The organism is uncultured Streptococcus sp., assembly GCF_963525625.1.
Classification (GTDB): domain Bacteria; phylum Bacillota; class Bacilli; order Lactobacillales; family Streptococcaceae; genus Streptococcus.
Genome location: NZ_CAURLD010000008.1, coordinates 25,669 through 49,680, shown reverse-complemented (window position 1 = coordinate 49,680; position 24,012 = coordinate 25,669). Strand labels below are relative to the sequence as shown.

Sequence of the window (24,012 nt, the reverse complement as noted above, 5' to 3'; positions counted from 1 at the left end):
TTTCGTTTTTTATAATCCCAAATAATCCTCGACTGCTACCTGCATTTGGTCTGCAGCGACCGTCGTTTTGTGGCGCACTGGGGCTGTTTCTAAGCCATCCACAGCTGGTGGCAGGGCTACGCCAGAAAGTTCGTGCAGTTGCTCCAAAGCCTCGAAGTCACTGAGTCCTGTTTGACCAGTCACAGCCTCAACAGCCACGACTGGGAATTTATACGGACTAGCGGTAGACGCGATAACAGTCTTGCGCTGATCAGCCGTTTCTGCCAGATATTTTTGATAGACAGCAGACGCGACAGCCGTATGAGGGTCTTCGATGTAGTCAGAGGCCTGATAGACCCGCTTGATTTCAGCAGCTGTTTCTTCTTCTGTCGCATAATCAGCCGCAAAGAGCTCTAAAATCTCAGCGTCAAAGTCCGTCAGTTCATACTGACCATGCTCATTCAAAGCCGCCATCAGGGCAGCTGTTTTCTCAGCGCTGTTACCAGACAGGTGGAAAATCAAGCGCTCCAAGTTAGAGGAAACCAGAATATCCATGGACGGACTAGACGTCACCTTGAAGCTCCGCTTCTTGTCATAAACCTGAGTCTTGAAGAAGTCCGTCAGGACATTGTTCTCATTCGATGCACAGATTAGCTTGCCAACTGGCAGACCGATTTGCTTGGCATAGTAGGCCGCCAGGATATTACCAAAGTTCCCCGTCGGAACGGTAAAGTTGACCTTGTCTCCTGCTGTGATTTCTCCCGTCTTCACTAGCTGAGCATAGGCATAGACATAGTAGACAATCTGCGGCACCAAACGGCCGATGTTCATGGAATTAGCTGATGAAAACTGGAGTTTGTGCTCCAAGAGACGAGCTCGTAGGTCTGTGTCATTGAACATGTGCTTGACATTGGTCTGGGCATCGTCAAAGTTGCCGTCAATGGCCACCACATGCGTATTGGCACCTGTCTGCGTCGTCATTTGCAGCTCTTGGACCTTGCTGACACCGTCTTTCGGATAAAAGACGATAATCTCAGTCCCAGGAACATCCGCAAAACCTGCCATAGCTGCCTTACCTGTGTCGCCAGAAGTCGCCGTCAAAATGACAATTTTGTTTTCCAAACCGTGCTTTTTAGCTGCAGTTGTCATCAAGTGAGGCAGGATAGACAAAGCCATGTCCTTGAAGGCAATGGTCGCTCCGTGGAAAAGCTCTAGATTGTACTGACCATCCAGCTTGACCAAGGGAGCAATCGCCGCATCATCAAACTTGCTGTCATAGGCATGGTTGATACAGTAGTCCAGCTCTTCTTCAGAAAAATCGTCCAAAAATGCAGACAAAACCAGCTTGGCTACTTCCTGATAAGAAGCGTCTTTGAGCTTGGCAAAGTCCAAATCGACCTGCGGATAGGTAATGGGCGTAAAGAGCCCGCCGTCTGTCGCCAAGCCTTGCAGAATCGCCTGGCTGGCTGTTACTCTATTCTTTTCGTCGCGTGTTGATTGATAAACTAAGGTCATTCTCTCTCATCCTTTATCTATAGTTCGCTTTATTATACCAAAATTTATCAGAAAATTCTCGCTTTTTCACAGAGAATATAAGAAAAAGCCCATTTCTGGGCTTGTATTCATCTTATTCATTCATAGATACGTGAACGTGATCGTAGTGGTTTTCAGTTACACTACCACGATCTGGCATTTGGTTCCAAGTATTAGCTGGTCCATAAACGCTTTCAAATGGCGCATAGAATTGTTGTTGCCAGATAACGTAAGAGATGCCTCTTTCAGTCATGTTAGAAGTGACATCGGCTGCGACCTGATTTCCTAATTCAGTATTGTCACCAACGATAAAGTCAGCCGCCAAGCCTTTACCATGGTCACCACTATCACCTGGACGGTAGAGACTAAATTCTGTAATGCCATATTTAGCTGCTATCTCTTCTTTCAGAGCTGCAGTTTGTGGCTGAAGACCCTCATTAGCAGGATTGTTAGTTGTCACGCTAGCAGCGTCTGTTACAGCTGGAGCGTTGTAAGTTGTAGGTTCAACTGCAGCAGTTGCTTGACTGACTTGGTCTTGGCCTAATTCAGTCACTTCAGGAGCTGCCTCTGCTGGTGCTTCTGGACTTGCAGCAACTACTGGCTGTGGTGCTGCTTCTACTGGAGCTGCTGCATTTGCTTCCGCAGTTGGGGCTGCTTCACTTGCAACTTCTGCTACTGGGGCAGGAGCTTCTTCAGCAGGCGCTGGTGCTTGGTCTGCTGGAGCTGCAACAGCTTCCTCAACAGCTGGAGCTGGAGTTTCTGCTGGTTGAGCAGGAGTTGCGGGTGCTGCTTGCTCAGTACCAAAAATCTCGTCAGCTGTATAACTTTCTGTTACATATCCTGCGTTATTTCCTGCTTGGTAGCTTTGGATTTCTACAGAGGCAATTTCATTTTGTCCATTTGTTGTAACGGTCAAAACAGTACCTGGGAAAATCAAGTCTGCATTGGCAATTTGATTGATTTTAGCCAATTCAACAAGGTCAATATTCATCGCTTGAGCGATATTTCCTAAAGTATCTCCATATTGAACAGTGTATGTTTGTTGGTTTTCATTACTAGTAATATCTGCTTTAATTTGCTCAACTGTTCTGGCAGTCCAGTTTTGTGGCTGCTCCTCAGCTTTTGTTGTAAACAAAGGCAATGCTGACAAAGCAACAGTTGAAGCCAAAAGTAATTTCTTATTCATTTTCATATGCAAAATGCACCTTCCTAATCATTCATGATACGAAAACCATCTTACCATAAATCTTCTAAGAAAAAAGCCTTTTTCGACCTATTTAACAAAACTGTCTGCCCCCTGTAATATGGAGATTTGTTTGTAACATATAAAAACTGGCAGCAAGCAAAAGAACCCCATTTAGAGAGGTTCTGTTTTTTGGGACTTATTTGAATTTTTTCTACTCTGGTGAACTAAACCTAACCTAAGAAAAGATAAAATCTCCTAGAAGCTATAGCTTCTAGGAGATTTTCCTATTTTTGCTGTGAATAGATCTATTCAGTCTAGGTTAACTCAGCTAAATCGAGCTTCGGCTAAAAACTCGGAAAAAAGAGAACTGGCTCGGATTCATCGAATCCGTCGTCCAGTTCCTATTTTTCAGTCGTTTTTTAACGCCTCCGCATCTTACTTCACCTTCATCATTCGGACGAGGCTGGCCCGTTCGGCTTCTTCCAGCTTCATCTCGATGTAGTAGATGGTTTCTTTGAGGTCAGGGATGGTAGCATACTCTAGTCCGTTGACCCGACGGCGGGTTTTCTCGATTTCATCCGCCATGAGCTGGCAGCTTTTCTCAATTTCAGCCAGGCGCAGCAGATCAGGAAGCAGATCGCTCATGCTTTCAATGGTTTCATCCATCTGGCTGTTAGACGCCACATAGCTATAAACCACATCTCCCTCGTCATCAGTATGCGGATTGTCAATATGGGCGTACATCTTGGGCACACGCACACTCATGATATTCTCAGTCTCCACATGCAGATTGACCTCCCGTGTGGGCACAGCGAAAATCTCCTCAACCATGAGGTCGCTCTCCAGCGCCTTAGCCATGACAAAATCCTGCAGATGACCGACCAGAGCGGATTCGACCTTTTGGCGGAGCTGATTGTTCTCACGGACTGACTCAATGAAGCGCCGCATCAGCTCATCCCGCTTGTCCTTGAGCAGCTTATGCCCACGGACAGCCGTTTTGAGACGGGCTTTTAAGTTATTCAGCTCCATCCGAGTCGGCTTGACATTGAGTCGCGTCATCTTTCTCCCTCCTTGGCCTGCGGCAGGTATTGGTCAATCATGTCGTCCTTAATCCGCTTGAGCTCCGTTCTTGGCAAGATGGACAGGAGTTCCCAGCCCAGATCCAAGCTTTCCTCAATGGTTCGGTTGGTCTGGAAACCTTGATTGATGTATTCCTGCTCGAAGCGGTCGGTAAAGCGAACATAGAGCTTGTCCGTTTCGGACAGGGCGGATTCCCCCAGAACGACAGCCAGCTCCTTGGCCTGCTTGCCTTGCGCATAGGCGGCAAAAAGCTGGTTTATGGTTGCGGCATGGTCCCCCCTAGTCTTGCCCTCACCCGAACCCTTGTCCTTAAGACGAGACAGAGAAGGCAGGACATTGATGGGCGGACGATAGCCGCTGTTATAAAGGTCACGCGAAAGGATAATCTGACCTTCCGTAATATAGCCTGTCAAATCCGGAATCGGATGGGTGATATCATCCTCTGGCATGGACAGGATCGGAATCTGCGTCACCGAGCCTTTCTTGCCAACCAGACGTCCAGCCCGCTCATAAAGGGTGGACAGGTTAGTATATAGATAGCCCGGATACCCGCGACGGCCCGGCACTTCACGACGAGCTGCGGAAACTTCCCGCAGGGCTTCACAGTAGTTGGTCATGTCGGTCATGATGACCAGAACGTGCATATCCTTTTCATAAGCTAGATACTCGGCTGCTGTCAGGGCAATCCGAGGCGTCGCAATCCGCTCGATAGCTGGGTCATTGGCTAGATTGATAAAGAGCACCGAGCGGTCAATAGCGCCTGTTTCTCTCAAGTCATTCATGAAGAATTCGGCTTCTTCAAAGGTAATCCCCATGGCCGCAAAGACCACGGCGAAGTTTTCATCAGAGTTAAGCACTGTGGCCTGACGGGCGATTTGAGCAGCTAATTCCTTGTGGGGCAGACCAGATCCAGAAAATACTGGCAATTTTTGTCCCCGAACCAAGGTATTGAGATGGTCGATGGCTGAAATTCCAGTCTGAATAAACTCATCCGGATATTCGCGAGCTACTGGATTGATGGCTTGACCGTCAATATCCAGATATTTTTCTGGTAAGATAGCTGGACCGCCATCAATTGGCTTGCCCATGCCATTGAAAATCCGTCCCACCATGTCTTCTGACACTGGCAGCTCTAGCGGACGGCCTGTAAAGCGAACCTTGGCTTTTTCCAGATTGATACCGCTAGATCCCTCAAAAAGCTGGACCATAGCCTTGTCTTCTTGGACTTCCAGAACCTGGCCCTGGCGCTTGCTGCCGTCATGCAGCTGGATTTCTACCAATTCATTGAAATGCACGCCAGCAACTTGGTCGACAATCATCAGAGGGCCGACAACTTCACTGACGGTGCGGTATTCTTTAATGACGCTCATTGTCTAGTCCTCCTTGGGCAAGAATCTGATGCAGGGTTTCCTCAATAGTCTGACTGAGAGCCTGAATTTTTTCCAGCTGGTCTTCGTGGATAAACTTACTGCGGGCAATTCGGTCACGTAGCTCCACCGTTCCTTCCATGATTTCTCGGAAATAAGCCCCCAGCTCCAAAGCACGATTGGCCTCCGCATCGAAGGTCAGGATATTGCTCAATAAAGCCACCTGCTTTTTGAAAGAAGTATAGGTGTCAACATCATCAAAGGCATTCTGCTGCAGATAGTCCTCGCGGATCATCTTGGCCGCATTCATGGTCAGTCGGTCCTTTTCAGACAAGGAATCCAAGCCCACCAAACGCACGATTTCCTGCAGTTCGCTTTCTTTTTGCAGGATATTCATGGCCTTGGTCACCTTTTCTGCCCAAGCAATCTTCTCATGCTGATCGATATATGCTCCCACTTCGTCTAGGTAGAGAGAGTAAGAGCTCAGCCAGTTGATAGCTGGGAAATGCCGGCGTTGAGCCAGCTGGGCATCCAAGCCCCAGAAGACCTTGACAATGCGCAGGGTATTTTGCGTCACCGGCTCAGAAATATCTCCACCCGGAGGTGATACAGCTCCGATAGCGGTTATAGAGCCTTCGCGCGCAGTTGAACCAAGTGTCTTGACCCGGCCAGCCCGCTCATAATACTCAGCAATCCGGCTGCCAAGATAGGCTGGATAGCCTTCGTCACCTGGCATTTCTTCCAGACGGCCGGACATTTCCCGCAGGGCTTCTGCCCAGCGAGAGGTTGAGTCCGCCATGATGGCCACGGAATAGCCCATGTCACGGAAGTATTCTGCGATCGTAATCCCTGTGTAAATCGATGCCTCCCGAGCCGCTACCGGCATATTGGAGGTGTTGGCAATCAGCACTGTCCGCTGCATGATGGACTGGCCTGTCGTCGGGTCAATCAGTTCTGGAAATTCATTAAGTACGTCGGTCATCTCATTGCCACGCTCACCGCAGCCGACATAGATAACGATGTCAACATTGGCAAACTTGGCCACCTGATGCTGAACTACAGTCTTACCAGCCCCGAATGGTCCTGGTACAGCAGCTGCCCCACCCTTGGTCACTGGGAAGAAGGTATCGATGACCCGCTGACCTGTCACCAAAGGCTCAACTGGAATCAGCTTCTGAGCAAAAGGACGCCCACGGCGGACCGGCCATTTTTGCATGAGAGTCCCTTTAAAGATAGACCCATCCGCCTGCTCAATCTCGTAAACAGTCTCTTCAACAGTGAAACTGCCAGCTGAGATATTGGCCAAGCGTCCACTGACGCCGACTGGCACCATGATGCGGTGCTCCACCAGATTGGTCTCCTGCACCGTTCCCAGAATATCGCCTGCCTCAACCGCATCTCCGACAGACAGACTTGGAACAAAATCCCACTTAGTCTCTCGGTCTAGATTTGGCAGTTGAACACCGCGGACGAGGAAGTCGCTCTCCGTGATGGTCTGGAAACGCTCCAAAGGCCGCTGAATTCCGTCAAACATCTGGGAAATCAGACCTGGACCCAGTTCAACGGACAGAGGACTTCCAGTCGTGATGACTGGCTCTCCCGGACCCAAGCCAGAAGTTTCCTCATAAACCTGAATAGAGGCTTGGTCCCGCCGCATTTCAATAATTTCACCGATCAGCCCCAAATCGCCAACCCGGCAAATATCCTGAATATTCGCTTCCTGCATCCCTGATGCCAGCACCAGAGGACCAGAAACTTTGATAATCTTTCCTTGACTCACAATCTTCCTCCATTCTTGGGAGATTTTTGTTCCTTCTCAATGAAAATCAAAGAGCAAACCAAGTAGTAGTTTTAATTTAATTTCCAAAGAGTATTTTTTGATTCTTGCCGCGAGTTTGAAATCTTTCTTAGCTAACTCTAGGGCAAGTATTGTTTCTTTTTATTTTAAAAATCAGATAAGGCTTTTATTTGCTGGCCCTTTTCGTCGAAATTGTCTGGGCTTAGCCATTTTTCTAGACGACTCTTGACGGCCGGCCAATCCCTGTCAATCATAGACAGCCAGTCCGTGTCTCGGTTTCGCCCCTTATAGACAAGGGCCTGACGAAACCTGCCTTCGTAGGTGAAACCAAGCCGCTCTGCTGCCCGCCTTGAAGGCTGATTGAGGGCATCGCATTTCCATTCATAGCGGCGATACTCCAGCTCTTCAAAGACATAGCGTGCCAGTAAGTACTGAGCTTCCGTAGCCAGTCTAGTGCGCTTCAGCTTGGGCGAATAGGTCACAGCTCCCACTTCGATAACGCGGTTATTTCGGTCAATCCTCATCAAGGCAAAAGTTCCCAGAGCCTTGCCGCTCTCCTTGTCCACAATCGCATAGTAGAAACGATCCTGTGCTGTCAGCATCTGTTCTAGCAAGGCAGCCCACTCATCCTGATTTTGGGCAGGATTTTGAAAGAGATAGGTCCACATGTCAGCAGGAGAATCTGGGCCATACACTTCGTATAAATCTTCTCCATGCTTGTCCTTGGACAAACGCTCGATAATAACATACTGGCCTTCGATTCGCTCCAGGTGAGGCAAGTCCCCCGGCTGAAAATCCAGCAGAGCATCCCCAATGGGTTGGCCTAGTTCATTCATTCGCATAAAAACCTCACAATATATCTTGTCCGACAGCCTTTTCGACATTTTCATGAATCCGCGAAAGAGCCAGTCCCGTGCTCCCCTTATGGGTAGGAATGAGCACAAGAGCAGGAACCTCCAGCTGGTCATAGTAGGCCAGGGTTTCTGGAATATCCGCAGCCATATCCTCCGTCAGATAGATAATGCCGAAATCTTCGCGGGCTAGCCGACGCAGGGTATTGACCGTCTCCTGAGCTTCCTTCACTGGAAAGGTCTGAAAACCAATCAGCTTAAAAGGGAGAATGGTATCGCGATTCCCCACGACCGCAATCTTGTAGCTAGTCTTGTCCATAAATCGGTCGCATCCTTTCTCTGATAAGCTCTACGGGCAGCTGATTGTCCATTCCGGTCAAAATCAACCGCAGATTCTTGACTTCCAGCTCCTTACCCAGCAGATAGCGGGCCAGAGGAAGCGGGCCATCTGTCTCAAACTGACCAGCCGCCAGCAACTTAGCCTGCAAGAGGTCCGCTAGATATTCTAACTCTACTGTCGTCAAGGTCTGGTTCCGCATTTTTTCCTCATAGGAGCGCAGTTCCAGATCGTAACCACAGGGATTGATCTGGCTAAACCAAGTCAAGTAATCTCCCTGCTCTGCCATGGCAATCCAGTTGGCAGCAGAAAGACGTCCCTCATCAGACAAGAGCTGCCTCATAAAGCTATGAGGTTTCTCCAAATCAACAGCCCGCTTGACGGTGATGGCATTATAAAAATCAATAGTCAGATTCACCAGCTGCAGCAGACTCTCATCTTCCAACTTCTGTGTCAGACGCTTGAGATGCTGGAAATAAGCCATGTCCATGCCAATCTCCAGCACGCGCACATCCTGATAATCCTGGTATTCCTGCCAGGTCGCAAGCACCTCGTCCAGCATGAAATCTGGACAATACTCAGCCGAAAAGGCCATGACCAAGTGCTCCAAAACCTCCAGCGAATAGGTCCCCACCGGCATCAGCAAATGCTCCAAGGACTGACCTGTCGCCCGACCCTTGAGAAAAACTTTGAGATTGTGGTAAGTATAGCGGAGCGTGAAAATCTCCACCAGCTCCTTACTTGGACTGATCTCAAGCGCCCAATTATAAACGGAATACAAATGCTTCATCAGTACTTGCTCAATGGCATTGAGATCCTTAATCGCTTCAGCATCCATGGCGTAGACCGTTCCCTGCAGAAGAGCCGAACGGCTGGCAGCATCGTCAGCCTGCAGCAATTGATCATATTGCTGGGGCGTCAAAAAGGAAGCCTCCTGCACACTAATGGCTGTATTGACTTGAGAGAAGCTTGTTTCACTCATGGCCCGCCTCCTATTCTGCCTGGTCTTTGAAAATATCCTGAGCCAGACGGTAGCTTTCCTCCTGCCAGACAGAGTCCAGCAAGTCACGATAGAGATAACTATCATCCACTCGTCCTTGGCTCAGAACAAAACCTGCCTGACCGGCTATGGACTGGTCTGAAAAAGACACATTTGGAAAGGCTTTTTTCAAGTCTTCTAACTGGCTGAAGCTGAATTTCTCAGCAGACAGAGCACCGAAAACCAGCGTCAACTCTTCCTCTGGATATTTAGCCAGAACACTCTTCAGAAAATGCTCTTCTTCAGCTGGTGACCAAGCCGCCATCTGAGCATAAGCCTCCTCAAAAAGCTCTCTGAGAACCCGTTGCTTGATGACCAGAGTAGACTGGCGCTTTTGATTTTCTAACTGCTGAATATCGCGCTGACTGCGCCGGCTGATTTCTTTCAGCTGCTGCTCCCGCTGAGCCAGCTTCTGCCGAACCAGCTGGGCCTCACGTTCCTTGGCTTCCTGCTCTATTTTCTCAGTAGCCTCAGCCAAAAGCAAACGCCCCTTCTCGTGAGCCTGCTCCAAGACAGAAGCTTTGAGATCTGATATGTCAGACATAAAAGCCTCCTTACTTCACATTCAGAACCATGATGAAGGATACAACGAAGGCCAAGATGGCGTAGGTTTCAACCATGGCCGCTAGGATAACCCCTTTCATGACCTCTTCTGGACGTTTGGCCAAAATCTGAATACCCGCTGTCGCTACTCGACCTTGGTGCTTAGCTGAAAAGTAACCAACAATCGCAACTGGCAAAGCGGCTAGAAAATAAGCCACGCCTGATTGCAGAGCCAATTCTGGCTTGATATTAAAGAAGACGGTAATCCCGATAACAAAGCCATAGAGACCTTGAGTACCTGGCAAAAGCTGCAAGATTAGAGCTTGCGCAAATTTTTCTGGCTGCTCTTTCAAGAGGGCTGCCGCTGCCTGACCCGTGCTTCCGACACCCAGCGCTGAGCCCATTCCGCTGAGAAAAACCGCTAAAGCTACTCCCAGACCTGCAAAAAAGGCGCCGCCATAAGTTCCAAAATATGATGCTAAATGTTCCATGATTTACTCCTATGAAAATGCTGTAATCGTCGTAAAACCAACAGCTAGTTGAATGAATGATGCTTGTTTTGATGTTGTAGAAAGTGTTTTTCTAAAGATGAGCTTCTCATCTCTTACCATAGTTTCTAATCTTTATTTCTTGCTTTGCTGAACGTATTTCTCGCTAGGCTTGAGCGGAGTGAAAGGCTTGCCACCGCCGTCGTAGAATTTTCCAAAGAATTCCACGAAAATCAAACGCGCTCCGTGCACATAGCCGGACAGAAAAGATAGAAACATATTAACCAAATGCAGGGCAATAAAGAGTAGAATGCCGATGCTAAAGCGAGCGACAGGTGGAAAGAGGCTGACAATCAGGTTAAAAGCCGAGCCAATGCTGGCCCCAGAAAGTCCCAGAGCCATCAGCCGTGTAAAGCTGACCAGATCTCCTACATAACCACTGACATTGTAGAGATTAAAGAGACCTGACCCCAATCCTGCCAAGCTCTTAGCACTGACAATGGATACTGCCAATATGCCGAGCGCATTGATGATAGCCAGCCACTGACCGATCGTTGCCGCAAAGGCCAAGGATGGGAAGAAATTTCCCAGGGCCAAGAGTAGCAGCCCCAGCAAAATCAGCACCCAAGCAAAGCCTGTATTATAAGCTTCTGCATAATCCTTGAGGCGGATATTTTTCAGACCGCTGAGGAAGAGGCCCGCCAGCACTGTAATGAAGCCAAAGACGACCGAAATAACCAGAATCGTCATGGCGTCGGAGCTGGTGCTAATCAGAGCGAAGGGCAGTTCAAAGCCAAAGAAAGAACCATAAACCAGTCCCCAGATGATGACTGCCACACCCAGCAGGCGGAAGAATCGCAGATTCTTAGCCAATCCCGGCTTGACATGCAAGAAGTGCAGCGCCAGACTGGTGCCAACAAAGAGCAAAAGGCCGTAGCCGATGTCGGCAACCATCATGCCAAAGAATACAAAATAGAAGAGGGAAACGACAGGGGTTGGATCCTTATCACCGTACTTAGGCAAGGAATACATCTCCGTCACTAGCTCGAAAGGCTCCACCAAGGCATTGTTTTTTAGCTTGGTCGGAACCTTATCTTCCTCGTCCTGTCGAATCTCTCTGGTCTGGATGAGAACGCTTCGACCAAACTGCTCCTTCAAGCAAGCCTCAAGAGCTTGAACTTGATTGCTTTCAATCCAGCCTTCCAAGGCCGCCAGATTTTGCGTACTGGCTAACTGATTTTTACTTTCTTGACGGGAGGAGAGATTGCAGAGATAGTCCAGCTGAACCTTGAGCTGGTCCAGTTCATTCTTGGAAGCTGCCAGACTCTTAGTCAGAGCTTCTGCCACAGCCTCCTGCTGTCGAATATTGGCCTTGAGCTGGGCTACCCGATCAGCAGGCAGTTCCGCATGGTCATACTCAAAAGGCTTAAAGCCATACTCTTTCAAGATTTTGCGAACTTCTTCCAGAGAGCCTGTCTTGTAAAAAATAAGAACCCCATGCTCCGTATCATCGGTAAAGACTTCCTGAAACTTCAGATCAGGATGTGCTCCCAGAGTCAGGCGCAGAGCATCGTCGTCGGTATTGGGAATCGTCCCAATCAAAGCTCCCAGATGACTGAAAGTCGCGGCTGCTTGCGGTGTTAGCTCCAGCGGCTCCCACTTCTCCAGCGCAGCTACTTCCAAGCGGTCAGCTTCTATCTGATCCTTGGCATCTTGTAAGACCTTGAGCTGCTTGCTGATTCCTTCTAATAGTGCCACCTCATCGCGAGTCTTCCCTGCCTGCTCCAAAGCAGCAAAGGATAGCTCCAAGGGCTCTTCTTTTAAGGATTCCAGCAGTTTCTTTTTGGGCATAAAAGGCTCCAGCTCTGCAATTAGCCGTTCCAATTTCTCCTGACGACTGAGCAAATCCTGCTGAGATAGCTGCCGATCTGGCCGGCCAACTAAAGCCTGCTCAAAGGCTGCCTGCCAGTCCTCTTCCTGCCGTAAGTCATGAATCTGAACCGACTCTAACCCCTGTAGGTAAAAGAGAAGCTGGTCCAGCAGTTCCTTGGGAAGGAGCAGAGATAGCTGCCTCATTTGACTAATGGCCATAGGCTTCTACCACCTTCTCTACAATGGCTCGCGCCAAGTCTGCTTTTTTGTCCGTCAAAGCAGCCGCAACCTTGTCCTCATTTTGCTGGGTTGTCTGCTCCAAGTCTTGCTGCAGGAGCACCAACTGTTGCTGGGAAGTCGCAGTTAATTCCTCTGCCAGCTTCTGCGTTTCAGCGTCATAAGTCAGACCTAGCTGCCTGAGATTTTCATCTACTTGCTGTCGCAGCTCCTGAGTCTGCGTCCTGTAGCCCATCAAAACTTCTTCTGCAGCAGTTTCAATTTCCTGCATTTTTTCAAGTGTTTCATTGGCCATCTATTCACCCCCTCGTTTTCAAAAACCTTTGAAAACGGATTTTAAAATCTGCATTCCTGGCTGACTGTCCAGCATCTGGTATAGTCATCTTCTGGAATACAGTTTCGTACTTGCATAAATTATAACATATTTTCAGAAAAACAGTCAGAGATTGCTAAACAGCCATCTCAAACTGATAAGAAAAGTCAATATAGATTTGATTCATTCCAATACTTACAAATCAGGCTCAGCTGTGCACTCTTGATAAGTTTCAGTCTTGCAAACGGTTTATTTGTCTATAACTATGTTATAATATAAACAAATTCTAAGACAAATATAGAATAGCAGAAAAGTAAAAGTGGCTTCAATGTACCTTCCAGCCAGAACAGCCCTTAAACTTTTAATAAACATTATCCCATGAAGAAAGTGATTTTATGAGTCAGCAGAATATCTTGGCCATCATTGAGAGCCATCTTGACAAGATGACCGACTTAGAACAGAGGATTGGTCAATATTTTTTAAATCCAAATAGTATTCAAGAGGATTTATCCTCTTTGCAAGTCGCTCAAACCTTGCACATTTCTCAAGCAGCCTTGACCCGTTTCGCCAAAAAATGTGGCTTTAAAGGTTATCGAGAATTTAGCTTTCAATATCTACAGGATCTACCAAAGGCACAAACCGAGGCGGATAATATGCAAAGCAGCTTATCTCGTCATGTCTTGTACAACTACAATCAAATCCACCAGCAAACAAAAGAACTGATAGATGAGGAAAAGCTGGAGCGAGTGGCTCAAATCATAGAAGAGGCGGACCGAGTTTATTTCTTTGGAACAGGGAGCTCGGGCTTAGTAGCACGTGATATGAAACTGCGCTTCATGAGACTGGGAGTCGTTTGTGAAGCCCTAACCGACCAAGATGGCTTCGCTTGGACAACTAGTATTCTGGACAAGAACTGCCTCGTTATTGGATTTTCTCTATCCGGACAGACTCAGTCCATCATTGACAGCTTGATTGACGCTAAAAATATGGGAGCAAAAACCATCTTGGTGACAGGACAACCTGAAAAGATTCAAGAAGACTTCACTGAAGTCGTTCCTGTTGCCCTTCAAAGCAAGCCTGAGTTTATCCTGCGAATTTCAGCACAATTCCCCATGCTTCTCATGATCGATCTTATCTATGCCTTTTTCCTCGAGATTAACCGTGAAAAGAAAGAAAGAATCTTTAACAGCTATTGGGAGAATCAGAAACTAAATGGCTACTACCGTCGCAATACCCATAAAAGGTAAAAACGAATCAGGATTTTCTGACTCGTTTTCTTTTTTGGTCTAACTTTTTCCTTTTTCTTTCACAAGGGAAGGATTGGCCCGTAGATTTCTAATTGGGGCTGAACTTTTTCCATATGAAAGGTATCGTAGGCACGCCACTTTTGATACGTAGTCTGCTCCAGTTTGAGGCTACTAAGACCAATTAAAAAACTAGCGCTTTTATGGAAGCTTTCAAGAGCAATTAATAGACGATTATCCAGGACTTTGGTTTTCTCCAAACTCCTCAAAACTTCTTCTAAGCACTCGTAAAAGCGGATTTCATCTCTTGACCGAATTGCCTTCTTTTGAAAATCTTCCATCAAAGAACCTAGAAGCTGAGCGGCTTCCTGAATGAAACTTCTTTCTGTCATTTGATTTTCCTCTTGAAAGACAAGGAACCTGAGAAAAATCTCAGGTTAAACTTGTCTATTTTTGAAATGATAGTAGGCTCCAAACATACCCGCAGTATTTTGATGATGAGCAAAGGCTAGTTTGGTTTTATCAGCAATACTTGGAACCAAGGCATCCTGCAAAGCCGCCTGAATACGCGGTCTAAGAATTGCTTCTTGTCCCATGATGCCACCTCCTAGAATAACAACTTCCGGATTAACAACATAGCAGATATTGGCAATTCCTTGACCCAGATAGCCAACCATGCGATCGATGCCCTCGATACAGAGCTTATTGCCCTCAGTTGCTTCTTTAAAAATCCGCCGGCCATTCCAATGCTCTGTTTCTTCTCCGTGTAGCTCAGCCACATAGTTGACCAGAGCAGTTGTCGATGCCACATCCTGAAAGGCTCCGTCTGGTAGATGCAAATAACCAACCTCACAGGCAGAGTTACTAAAGCCGTGGAAGACCTGACCATCTACGACCAGACAGCCTCCAATACCTGTACCAATCGTCAAACAAAGGGCGATCTTCGCTCCCTTGCCACTGCCCGACATAGCCTCCGCCAGACCAGCACAGTTGACATCATTTTCAATCTCACAAGGCAGGGAGAATTTTTCTTCCAACACTTTTTTGAACTGGGTCCCGGCGTAATTAGGAATCTGCGGCCCCGCATAGAAAATTTCACCCTTGTCTGGATCCACCATACCAGCCGAAGAAATACAAATTCCAGCTAGAGGTACTTTTTCTAAATAGCTTGCAACAATGCTTTCAACCTTTTGCATAATTCCCGGGCCGCCTTTGTGGGCCTCTGTCGGCATTTCATGTGCTTCCACCAAGGTCTCGGCCTCGTTGATTAAGCCATACTTGATATTGGTACCGCCAATATCAATGGCAACATATTGTTTCATAGCACACCTTCTCTCTAGTGTTTATCCTGTTGCTTATAAAAATTGCTCCTTGGTTTGTCTAATCAACTGAGCTGCTTCTTCCACAATCGGCCGATCACTTTCCTGCAGCGGTGTCAGAGGAGAGCGGACAGATCCGATGGTCAAGCCTTCATTAATTTCCAAAACACCCTTAATAACAGCGTACATATTGCCATGGGCGCTGGTTAATTTTCCGATAATCTCATTAATCGCATATTGCAACTCTTTAGCCCGTTCCAATTTCTTGTCAGCAATCAGTTGATTGAGTTTGAGGAAGAGCTCTGGCATAGCCCCGTATGTACCACCGATACCAGCTCCAGCACCCATGAGTCGGCCACCTAAGAATTGCTCATCTGGACCATTAAAGACCACATGATCTTCTCCCCCAAGAGCTACAAAGGTCTGAATATCCTGCACCGGCATTGAAGAGTTCTTCACACCAATCACGCGCTCATTCTTGAGCATTTCCTTGTAAAGGCTAGGAGTCAAGGCTACACCAGCCAGCTGAGGAATATTGTAAATCACGAAATCAGTATTAGGCGCCGCCGCACTGATGTCATTCCAATACTGGGCAACCGAATACTCTGGCAAACGGAAATAAATCGGCGGAATAGCTGCAATAGCATCGACACCCAAACTTTCCGCATGACGAGCCAGTTCCACGCTGTCTTTAGTATTGTTGCAAGCCACATGGGCAATGATAGTCAGACGTCCCTTAGCAACTTTCATCACTTCTTCTAGAACCCGTTTTCGGTCTTCCACGCTCAGATAGATACACTCGCCCGAAGAACCGTTGACATAAAGACCTTGCACGCCCTTGGCGATGAAATATTCCACTAAAGCGCGAGTCCGCTCCGGGCTGATTTCACCGTCCTCGTCATAGCAGGCATAGAAAGCAGGAATGACACCTTGGTATTTGGTCATATTTTTCATTTTCTTTTATCTCCAAATCTAGAATTTCTATAAATTAAGGCTTTTCGTATTTGGCAAAAATCTTCTCTAAAACAGTAATCTGCGTGAAGGCCAATCCAGCAAAACCGATTAAAACAAAGAGCGATAACCCTAGTAAAAGTAGAAGTCCTGAACTAAGAAGCACTGTCAAAATTGCTACTAGAATGGCTATCATCAGGAAAAACCAAGGAAAGTTAAGACTGAGCAAAACTAGACTAGTCTGTAACCCACCTATAAGAGACTGCTCAAATCGGCCAGCCAGTGGATAAACACACAGAAAGAGCGCTGTTGTAAAGATAAGAAGAGCAAAGCAGGCAACTTTCAGTATTTGAAAAGGCAGAGCCTCCTGACCCCAGATAAGAAGGAGGTCAAAAATACTGATAGCAGACAGCATGAGCTCCAACAGGCCAAGTTTGAAACCCAACTGCCAATTTTCTCGGAAGGCCTTGATATAGACAGCCGTTACTTTTACACGACGACCGCCTTTGATCTCAAAAAGAGTTTGATAGAGGCTTAGCTTAGCAATACCGATGGTTAGAAGAGGCAGAGATGTCAGCAGAAAAAGCAAGTTTACTGTCGCTAAATCAAGGATTTTCTCACAAATCTGCATAAAGAAATTATCCGTATCAAAAATAGTCTCTATCAATCGGCTACCTCTTTTATCCATTGCTGGCCTCCTTTTCAAATATTAATCCAACAAAACTTTAAATACACACTTTTTAACTGTCTCTTCTCTGCCAGCAAATTGATTAGGCTGGTGGGCTTCTTCTGGCAAAAAAGCAGCAAAATTGAAACCGTCTAACAAGAGCGGATAAGTCTGTTCGCAAACAACAAAACCAATATCTCGACCTTCATCATAGGCTTCCTGAACTTCTCTAATCTGACAGCCATATTGGATCAGCTCATGCCCTTCCAAAAGAAAGTGCAGGTCCAAGTATCTCTGGTGAAATTCAAAGCTTTCCTCTTGCTGTTGACTAAGAGTATTTTCCTGCAAAAAGAAGAAGACCCTATCACCATCTACTTCATAGCGTCCTGAGTTTAGATTTGATACATTGTGACTCAGGAGATAATCAATGGCTGTATCGATATTTTTGTGAATCCCTTGATAGCGAACGAGATTCTCTAATTGATCAAAAATCATATTTCTATCCCTTAACAGCTCCCATCGTGATTCCTTGTGTGAAGGATTTTTGGAAGATGAGGAAGACTGCCACAATTGGCACTGCAGCCAAAGCAGCTCCAGCCATAATGAGGCCATAGTTGGTTGCCATTTCAGCCTGCATGGTCGCAACCCCGAGAGAAATTGTCAAATTCTGTCGGGATGTCAACATAACCAGCTGCATAAAGTAGTCGTTCCAGGTATTGATAAATGTGAAAATAGCTAAAGCCGCAAAACCTGGTTTGACAATCGGAAAAGCAACACTCCAGAAAGTCCGGATTTCGCCACAACCGTCGATTTTAGCAGACTCAAGAAGCTCTGTCGGGATGTTTTCACTGAACTGCTTCATTAGAAAAACTCCGAAAGGCCAGCCAACCAACGGTAAGATTACCGCAGCCAAGGTATCGTGAATTCCCATGAAATTCACAATACGCACTAGTGGTACCAGCACTACTTGCTTAGGCAAAGCCATGGCCGCAATGAAAATTGCAAAAAGAATCCGTTGACCATAGAACCGCTTCTTGGCCAAAACATATCCTGCCAAAGAAGAAGTGGCGCAGACCAGAAACATGGTCGCAAGCGAAATGAAAACACTATTCCACATCCATTGCATGGCTGGATTTTGCACCATCAATTGCTGGAAGTTTTCAACTGTTGGCATTTTTGGCCACCATTCTGGCGGAATGACAATCGTTGCTGGTTGAGATTTGAAAGCTCCTGTCAAAATCCAATAGAAAGGAAAGACAAAGAGGATGGTTAGTATGGCCAGAACAAAGCCTGATACCACCTTAAAAACATTCATTTTTTTAGTTTGCATCTTCTTTCTCCTTTCTCTAGTATTCTACATCGTTTCCAAGAATCTTGAACTGGGCGAAGCTGATGATGGCGATCATGACTGCTAAAAAGACTCCCATGGTATTAGCATAGCCGTATTCAGATAACTTGAAGGCTTTTTCATACAGATAGTACATGAGCGTACTGGTTGAGTAATTAGGTCCGCCTGATGTCAAGAGCTGAATCAAGGCAAAACACTGGAATGAGTTAATTGTAGTAATGATAGCAATGTAAAGGGTTGTTGGAAGCAGGCTAGGCCATTTGATCTTCCAGAAGACTTGCATTTCTGTTGCACCATCCACTCGCGCAGCCTCAACTAGAGAATTGTCAATATTTCCCATAGCTGCGATATAGAGAATGATAGGTTGACCCACAGAAGTTGTTAAGAGAATAATGATAATCGCTAGCAATGCCCAATGTTTATCGCCAAGCCAAGAAATATTTTGATTGATGACATGGCCTGACTTCAAAACAAAGTTCAAAATACCAGACAGCGGATCGTAGATCCATTTCCATACAACCGTCACAGCTACGCTCCCTGTAACAACTGGCAGGAAGAATACAAAACGGTAAAAGGAACGAGAGACAGCATTCATCTCATAAGTCTGCGAAGCCACAAACAAAGAGAAGAGAACTACAATCGGCACAGAGCCGATCACGATAATGACCGTATTAATCAGCGATTTCATAAAGACCGGATCTTTAAACATCCGAATATAATTATCAAATCCGACAAAAGTAAAGGAGGTCATCGTATAGTTAAAAAAACTAGTAACAAAACCCATAATCATAGGTGCCAAGACAAATACCGTGAAAAATATCAGAATTGGAGCTAAAAACGCGTATGATACTAGGGTTTCTTTCATTCTGATTTTATTGACTTTCACAATGAGGTACCCCTCTTTCAAGATTTTCTAACAAAATCCCCCTTTTTCTACTTCTAGAAACTGTCAACAGAAAAAGGGGAGGATTTCACATTTGCTTATTTTTTAGTAATTGTTTCGTTTGCTTTTTCTGTAAATGTCTTCAAAGCAGGTTCAACCTTTTCATCACCATTGGATACAGATTGGAGCATTGGGAACCAAAGTGTTCTCATTTCCGCAAAGCCATCAATAGTGTTGTAATATGGTGAATAGTACTGAGTCCATCCACTGATGGTTTCCATACGTTTATCATCATAGAGTTTTCCAAATGAAGTACGAACTGGGAAAGCACCTGTGCGAACTACATTCTTAGGTCCCCATTCCTTGTCATCAGCGATAAATTGGACGAATTTCTTAGAAGCTGCTACTTTCTTTTCATCTTTATTGTTAAAGACTGCAAATCCATTTACAAGATATTCAAGAGCTGGTTTGCCAGATTCTGATGGGAACGGTACTTCCACTACATCGACTTTGCTGGCTTCTAAAAGTTGTGCTTGAATACCGTTTTGAGAAGGAGCCCAAAGAAGGGTGTAGGATGTTTGGCCGTTAGCAAAGTTTTGAATATCTGCTCCACCATCATATTGAGAGCCGTTCATCATCAAACCGTCATTAATCCAGCCAACTGCTTTTTCCAGTCCTTTGACAAACTTAGGATCATCAGTTGTGTATTTGGTAACTTTTTCATCTGTAATAGATCCGCCGTAAAGATTAGCGATGAAGGCACGAGTTCCTTGGTCACCACCTTGACCATTACTAAAGAGGGAACCTGGAGTGTAGCCTTTATCTTTCAGAGCTTTCAGCACTTTTTCAAAATCAGATGTTGTCCAGCCTTCCTTGACAAGACTTGCTACACCGGCATCTTCCAACATTTTCTTATTGAAAGCCATATAGAATGGAGCAGAGCTGATAGGATACATGTAAGCTTTGTCTCCTGCCTTGCTAGCTTGGATAATGTTATCATTATTGACATCTTTGACAAAGTCATCAGTAAAGAGATCGTTCAAATCAGCTAATTTACCATTTTTTCCATACTGAATAATCCGACCTGGTGCATCAAACAAAACATCTGGTGCTGTGCCTGCTTCGATAGCTGTCGTAATCTTTTCAGGACCAGATTTAAAGTCAATAGTTTCTAGATTGACATGAATATCTGGGTTCGCTTTTTCAAAAGCTTCGATAATTGATTTTTCATAAGTTCCAACACCATCGTTGGCATTTTCCTGTGTGAAGACTGGGAAAGCCCACCAAGTAATCTCTGTTTTGCCAGAATTACCGCCAGAGCTAGCTGTTTTATCTGATCCGCCATTGTTTCCACAAGCTGCTAAAGAAACAATTGCAGCACCTGTCAATAACGATGCGAATAATTTTCCGAATTTCATATCCTTTTCTCCTTAAAAATGAATTTCTCTTGAATATGGCCCTTTTCTTTACAAAAACTGAAAGACTTATTTGTCTTTGTTTTTCCAGCTTCAAGCAAGAATTGGACTTGGTGATAGACATGGACCTGTTAGCCCTTCTTGTTTTACTGCTTCTTCAGAACAGTAAATAACTATTTTAGAATCTTAACTCGATAAATTCACTCCTTTTTAATAAATCTCTTTTTATAGATAGCGTTTTTATTTTTGTTTAAAATTCTTAAATTTCGATTCGTTCCTGACTATCAAAGTCAAATATATGAGCCTTAGGCATCTTAAAGGTAAAGCGAATCTTAGAGCCAGGCTCCAAATAGTTAGAAGCTTCCACTTTGGCTGAAAATTCTTGTACGCCAGCCTTACAATAGAGAACAGACTCGCTGCCTAGCAACTCAGAAACGGTGACTTCAGCATCTACAGTGCTATCTGGAAAAGTATCTTCTACTATCAACTCAGCCGAGATATCCTCTGGTCGAATACCCAGTATCACTTTCTTTCCTTGATAGCCTTTTTCTTCTAAGATCTTACGCTGACCGTCTGGAAGTCCAACAGCAAAGCCTTGTCCATCTGTAAGCTGGTTACCTTCTAAGTTCACTTCAAAGAAATTCATAGCTGGACTACCGATAAAACCTGCCACAAATTTATTAGCTGGTTCGTTATAAAGTTCCTGAGGCGTACCGATTTGCTCGATTCGGCCGATAGTACCTGTTCCTGCTTCGTTCTTAGTAGCTGACATGATAACGATGCGGTCAGCCAAGGTCATGGCCTCGGTCTGGTCGTGGGTTACATAGATAGTCGTCGCTCCGATACGGCGGTGAATTTTTGCGATTTCTGCCCGCATGGACACGCGCAGTTTGGCATCCAAGTTAGACAAGGGCTCATCCATGAGGAAAACTTTGGCATCACGGACAATCGCCCGCCCCATAGCTACCCGCTGGCGCTGACCACCAGACAGATCGGCTGGTTTACGATCCAGCAACTCTTTCAGCCCAAGGATTTCCGCCGCTTCCTGAACTCTTTTGTCAATATCAGCCTTGTCATACTTGCGAAGCTTGAGTCCGAATGCCATATTGTCATAAACGGTCATGTGAGGATAAAGAGCATAATTTTGGAAAACCATGGCGATATCCCGATCTTTAGGAGCAATGTCATTGACAAGATTTTGATCAATATAGAGTTCCCCCTCTGTGATATCCTCAAGTCCTGCAATCATCCGCAAGGTTGTTGATTTTCCGCAACCGGAAGGTCCTACAAAAACGATAAACTCCTTATCCTTAATATCCAAATCAAAATTCTCAACAGAGTAAAAATCACTATTAGGATATTTTTTATATAGTTTATTTAGTGTTAAGGTTGTCATTCATCTACCTCACTTATTTTAATCCTGCAACAAAGCGCTCTGTAATTTCTTTAGGCCGAGTAATGGCTCCACCGACAACGATGCCTCTTACACCCAAATCATGTATCTGCTTGGCTTGACTTGGATAATGAATCTTTCCTTCAGCGATGACATCAAAGCCTGCTTGGCACAAGCGGCGGATGAGCTCAATGTCCGGTCCGTCAACCTTGGGACTGTAGGAAGTATAGCCCGATAAGGTCGTGCCGACAAAGTCTACACCAGCTTCTACAGCAGCAGCAGCTTCCTCATAGGTACTGATATCTGCCATCAATAGCTGATGAGGATACTTGGCCTTGACCTGCTTGATGAAATCCGCAACTGTCAGGCCATCATGGCGTTCCCGCTTGGTACAGTCCAGAGCAATGACTTCAATATCCAGAGCAGCCAACTCATCCACTTCCCGCATGGTAGCCGTGATAAAAGGCTCTTGTGGCGGATAGTCGCGTTTGATAATTCCGATGATGGGCAGAGAAGTTACTTCCTTAATCTCCCGAATATCGCGAACGCTATTAGCTCGAATACCGACAGCACCGCCCTGCTCAGCAGCCTTGACCAAGAGAGGAATGACTCCTCCAGCTTCAGTATAAAGCGGCTCCTGGGGCAAGGCTTGACAAGAAACAATGATGCCGTCTTTAATCTTGGCTATCAAGTCATCTTTTAAAATCTGTGACATGAATATACAATCTCCTTTCGTAAGACATCGGTCTGATCAGATAGTCTAACAACTACCTAGGACCTCAGGTAGAGCAGGGAAGAAGGCCGCAAACAAATATTTTTACTTCCTTATCCTGGACTCCGTTTTTTAACTCGAGTATTTCATAATGTTATTATAAATAATTTTTAAAGCGCTTTCAATATTGTTTGAGATTTAGATTTTAGTTTCCGAATTTTCCAGAAAAACAGAAATTCCTGAAAGTACTTTCAGGAATTCGTTTTGTAGAAAAGTCAATGAAAGAGCAAGCAAACTTCTAAAAAGATTCTCACTTTCTATACTCCCTCAGGCAAGTAAAAAGGGCTAGGAAAGGCCTAGCCCCAAAGGGGGGACGAATATTATTTCTCGGAATTAAAGTCCGAAACGAGAGAAAGTCTTTTTATTTTGGTTCCGCAGAGCCAGTTAAAGACAGTATCGCTGACACGTACATTCATAGCCTCATGCCCATACTCAGGCAGGAGATGATACTCTTTTTCTCCAGCCAAGCTGTTATAGATGGCAAACTGCGTGATAGGATAGCAAACATCATCCTCTAGGCCAATAATCATCTGCACTGGACAGCTAATACGATGGGCCAGATTTTTCACGTCAATATAAGCAAGTGTCTGCAACAACTGCTCTTCTGTCTCATGAAAAGGATCATGGAATTTGAAATAACGAAAGAGCTCATCATAGGCTTCACTGGTATTGCCAATCTCCAAAACCCGTCTAAAGTCAGCAAGGAAGGGATAGATGGCTACAGTCTGCTTAATCCGAGAATTTAAAGCAGCTGCCACTAGGGCCAAGGCTCCGCCCTGTGAACCGCCAAAACTAGACAAACGGTTTTCATCCACGAAGTCCAAACCAGCCACTAGCTCGACCAAGGTGTAAACATCCAGATAGACATCCTTGAAAAAAAGCTGATCCGGTCCATCTAGAGCCCCGCGGATAATATGTCCTTTAACAGTATTACCGCGGACTTCTCTATTACCATCCAGTGAATAGCCTGACTGACCACGAACATCCATCGACACCACATCCCAGCCCTGCCCCATATAACCATGGAAATGAAACAATACCGGAACTTTTTCTGATAACTTAGGCACAACTAGCTTAGCATAGATTTGTCCACCGTTTCCAGACTTGAAGGTTAGCTCATAGCAAATCGCATATGCAATTTGAAAATCTTTTTCCAGCAACTGGTAGTCCTGAGGCACTTCCACCACTGCCACTTGTTTATTCCAAAAGGTATCAAAATCGTCGGGCATTTCATCTCTTCCGCGATAATCTAACATTTCTTTAAGTAAAGTAGGGTTTTTCATGTCTTATCCTCCCAACGATTCTTGAAACCTCTTTCATCATACCATAGAAAGAGGAAGTTTTCAATAGGTTAATATATAGATTTTCTGTTTTTTCTGAAATTTTACCGATTCGCT

The 24,012-nt window shown here is 45.6% G+C and carries 24 protein-coding genes; 1 reads left to right on the top strand and 23 read right to left on the bottom strand.

Annotation, left to right across the window (positions count from 1 at the left end; genetic code table 11):
• Positions 1 to 9: 9 nt before the first annotated feature.
• The 12 genes from thrC to RYK49_RS05945 form a co-directional block, all read right to left on the bottom strand.
• The gene (gene thrC / locus RYK49_RS06000) at positions 10 to 1,494 is read right to left on the bottom strand and encodes a threonine synthase (RefSeq protein WP_314865204.1); all 1,485 of its coding nucleotides are present in this window, start codon (positions 1,492 to 1,494) and stop codon (positions 10 to 12) included.
• 112 nt (positions 1,495 to 1,606) lie between these two features.
• Positions 1,607 to 2,704, bottom strand: coding sequence for a LysM domain-containing protein (locus tag RYK49_RS05995; RefSeq protein WP_314865203.1), 1,098 nt, complete (start codon positions 2,702 to 2,704; stop codon positions 1,607 to 1,609).
• A gap of 429 nt (positions 2,705 to 3,133) precedes the next feature.
• Positions 3,134 to 3,757 (bottom strand): V-type ATP synthase subunit D, encoded by a 624-nt coding sequence (locus RYK49_RS05990; protein WP_002902008.1) that lies wholly within the window; start codon positions 3,755 to 3,757, stop codon positions 3,134 to 3,136.
• Positions 3,754 to 5,148 (bottom strand): V-type ATP synthase subunit B, encoded by a 1,395-nt coding sequence (locus RYK49_RS05985; protein ID WP_314865202.1) that lies wholly within the window; start codon positions 5,146 to 5,148, stop codon positions 3,754 to 3,756. The genes RYK49_RS05990 and RYK49_RS05985 overlap by 4 nt, the downstream gene beginning before the upstream one ends.
• Positions 5,135 to 6,925, bottom strand: a complete 1,791-nt coding sequence (locus RYK49_RS05980; RefSeq protein ID WP_314865201.1) for a V-type ATP synthase subunit A — start codon at positions 6,923 to 6,925, stop codon at positions 5,135 to 5,137. The genes RYK49_RS05985 and RYK49_RS05980 overlap by 14 nt, the downstream gene beginning before the upstream one ends.
• Before the next feature lie 164 nt (positions 6,926 to 7,089).
• Positions 7,090 to 7,785 (bottom strand): GNAT family protein, encoded by a 696-nt coding sequence (locus RYK49_RS05975; protein ID WP_314865199.1) that lies wholly within the window; start codon positions 7,783 to 7,785, stop codon positions 7,090 to 7,092.
• Between the two features lie 7 nt (positions 7,786 to 7,792).
• Positions 7,793 to 8,113, bottom strand: coding sequence for a V-type ATP synthase subunit F (locus RYK49_RS05970; RefSeq protein WP_295504660.1), 321 nt, complete (start codon positions 8,111 to 8,113; stop codon positions 7,793 to 7,795).
• Positions 8,100 to 9,113 carry a V-type ATPase subunit gene (locus tag RYK49_RS05965; RefSeq protein ID WP_314865197.1) on the bottom strand — a complete coding sequence of 338 codons (1,014 nt, stop codon included), beginning with the start codon at positions 9,111 to 9,113 and terminating at the stop codon, positions 8,100 to 8,102. The genes RYK49_RS05970 and RYK49_RS05965 overlap by 14 nt, the downstream gene beginning before the upstream one ends.
• Before the next feature lie 10 nt (positions 9,114 to 9,123).
• Complete coding sequence (locus tag RYK49_RS05960; protein WP_314831499.1) at positions 9,124 to 9,714, bottom strand: hypothetical protein; 591 nt, start codon at positions 9,712 to 9,714, stop codon at positions 9,124 to 9,126.
• Positions 9,715 to 9,724: 10 nt separating this feature from the next.
• Positions 9,725 to 10,204 (bottom strand): V-type ATP synthase subunit K, encoded by a 480-nt coding sequence (locus tag RYK49_RS05955; protein WP_002898768.1) that lies wholly within the window; start codon positions 10,202 to 10,204, stop codon positions 9,725 to 9,727.
• 132 nt (positions 10,205 to 10,336) lie between these two features.
• The gene (locus tag RYK49_RS05950; RefSeq protein WP_314831498.1) at positions 10,337 to 12,292 is read right to left on the bottom strand and encodes a V-type ATP synthase subunit I; all 1,956 of its coding nucleotides are present in this window, start codon (positions 12,290 to 12,292) and stop codon (positions 10,337 to 10,339) included.
• Positions 12,282 to 12,605: a hypothetical protein gene (locus tag RYK49_RS05945; RefSeq protein WP_161543990.1), complete on the bottom strand. Its 324-nt coding sequence runs from the start codon at positions 12,603 to 12,605 to the stop codon at positions 12,282 to 12,284. The genes RYK49_RS05950 and RYK49_RS05945 overlap by 11 nt, the downstream gene beginning before the upstream one ends.
• Positions 12,606 to 13,018: 413 nt before the next feature.
• Here RYK49_RS05945 and RYK49_RS05940 point away from each other — a divergent pair, with 413 nt between their 5' ends.
• Positions 13,019 to 13,870: a MurR/RpiR family transcriptional regulator gene (locus RYK49_RS05940; RefSeq protein WP_314865195.1), complete on the top strand. Its 852-nt coding sequence runs from the start codon at positions 13,019 to 13,021 to the stop codon at positions 13,868 to 13,870.
• Positions 13,871 to 13,929: 59 nt separating this feature from the next.
• Here RYK49_RS05940 and RYK49_RS05935 read toward each other — a convergent pair whose 3' ends face one another.
• From RYK49_RS05935 to RYK49_RS05885, 11 genes are all read right to left on the bottom strand, one after another.
• Entirely contained in the window at positions 13,930 to 14,259 is a 330-nt protein-coding gene (locus RYK49_RS05935) for a DNA helicase (protein WP_314865193.1), read from the bottom strand.
• Between the two features lie 45 nt (positions 14,260 to 14,304).
• Positions 14,305 to 15,189 carry an ROK family protein gene (locus RYK49_RS05930; protein WP_314865190.1) on the bottom strand — a complete coding sequence of 295 codons (885 nt, stop codon included), beginning with the start codon at positions 15,187 to 15,189 and terminating at the stop codon, positions 14,305 to 14,307.
• 33 nt (positions 15,190 to 15,222) lie between these two features.
• On the bottom strand, positions 15,223 to 16,140 hold the full coding sequence (locus RYK49_RS05925; protein WP_314865188.1) for an N-acetylneuraminate lyase: 918 nt from the start codon (positions 16,138 to 16,140) through the stop codon (positions 15,223 to 15,225).
• Positions 16,141 to 16,174: 34 nt separating this feature from the next.
• Positions 16,175 to 16,825: a DUF624 domain-containing protein gene (locus tag RYK49_RS05920; RefSeq protein WP_314865187.1), complete on the bottom strand. Its 651-nt coding sequence runs from the start codon at positions 16,823 to 16,825 to the stop codon at positions 16,175 to 16,177.
• Between the two features lie 21 nt (positions 16,826 to 16,846).
• Complete coding sequence (locus tag RYK49_RS05915) at positions 16,847 to 17,299, bottom strand: YhcH/YjgK/YiaL family protein (protein WP_314865185.1); 453 nt, start codon at positions 17,297 to 17,299, stop codon at positions 16,847 to 16,849.
• Between the two features lie 4 nt (positions 17,300 to 17,303).
• Positions 17,304 to 18,134 carry a carbohydrate ABC transporter permease gene (locus tag RYK49_RS05910; protein ID WP_002905745.1) on the bottom strand — a complete coding sequence of 277 codons (831 nt, stop codon included), beginning with the start codon at positions 18,132 to 18,134 and terminating at the stop codon, positions 17,304 to 17,306.
• Positions 18,135 to 18,150: 16 nt separating this feature from the next.
• A complete protein-coding gene (locus RYK49_RS05905) occupies positions 18,151 to 19,038 on the bottom strand; it encodes a carbohydrate ABC transporter permease (RefSeq protein WP_125330697.1) in 888 nt (295 codons plus the stop codon).
• Between the two features lie 95 nt (positions 19,039 to 19,133).
• Positions 19,134 to 20,453, bottom strand: coding sequence for an ABC transporter substrate-binding protein (locus RYK49_RS05900; RefSeq protein ID WP_314865182.1), 1,320 nt, complete (start codon positions 20,451 to 20,453; stop codon positions 19,134 to 19,136).
• 256 nt (positions 20,454 to 20,709) lie between these two features.
• Complete coding sequence (locus RYK49_RS05895) at positions 20,710 to 21,846, bottom strand: ABC transporter ATP-binding protein (protein ID WP_002928720.1); 1,137 nt, start codon at positions 21,844 to 21,846, stop codon at positions 20,710 to 20,712.
• 13 nt (positions 21,847 to 21,859) lie between these two features.
• On the bottom strand, positions 21,860 to 22,558 hold the full coding sequence (locus RYK49_RS05890; RefSeq protein WP_002894429.1) for an N-acetylmannosamine-6-phosphate 2-epimerase: 699 nt from the start codon (positions 22,556 to 22,558) through the stop codon (positions 21,860 to 21,862).
• A gap of 377 nt (positions 22,559 to 22,935) precedes the next feature.
• Positions 22,936 to 23,898, bottom strand: a complete 963-nt coding sequence (locus tag RYK49_RS05885) for an acetylxylan esterase (RefSeq protein ID WP_314865179.1) — start codon at positions 23,896 to 23,898, stop codon at positions 22,936 to 22,938.
• Positions 23,899 to 24,012: the final 114 nt, after the last annotated feature.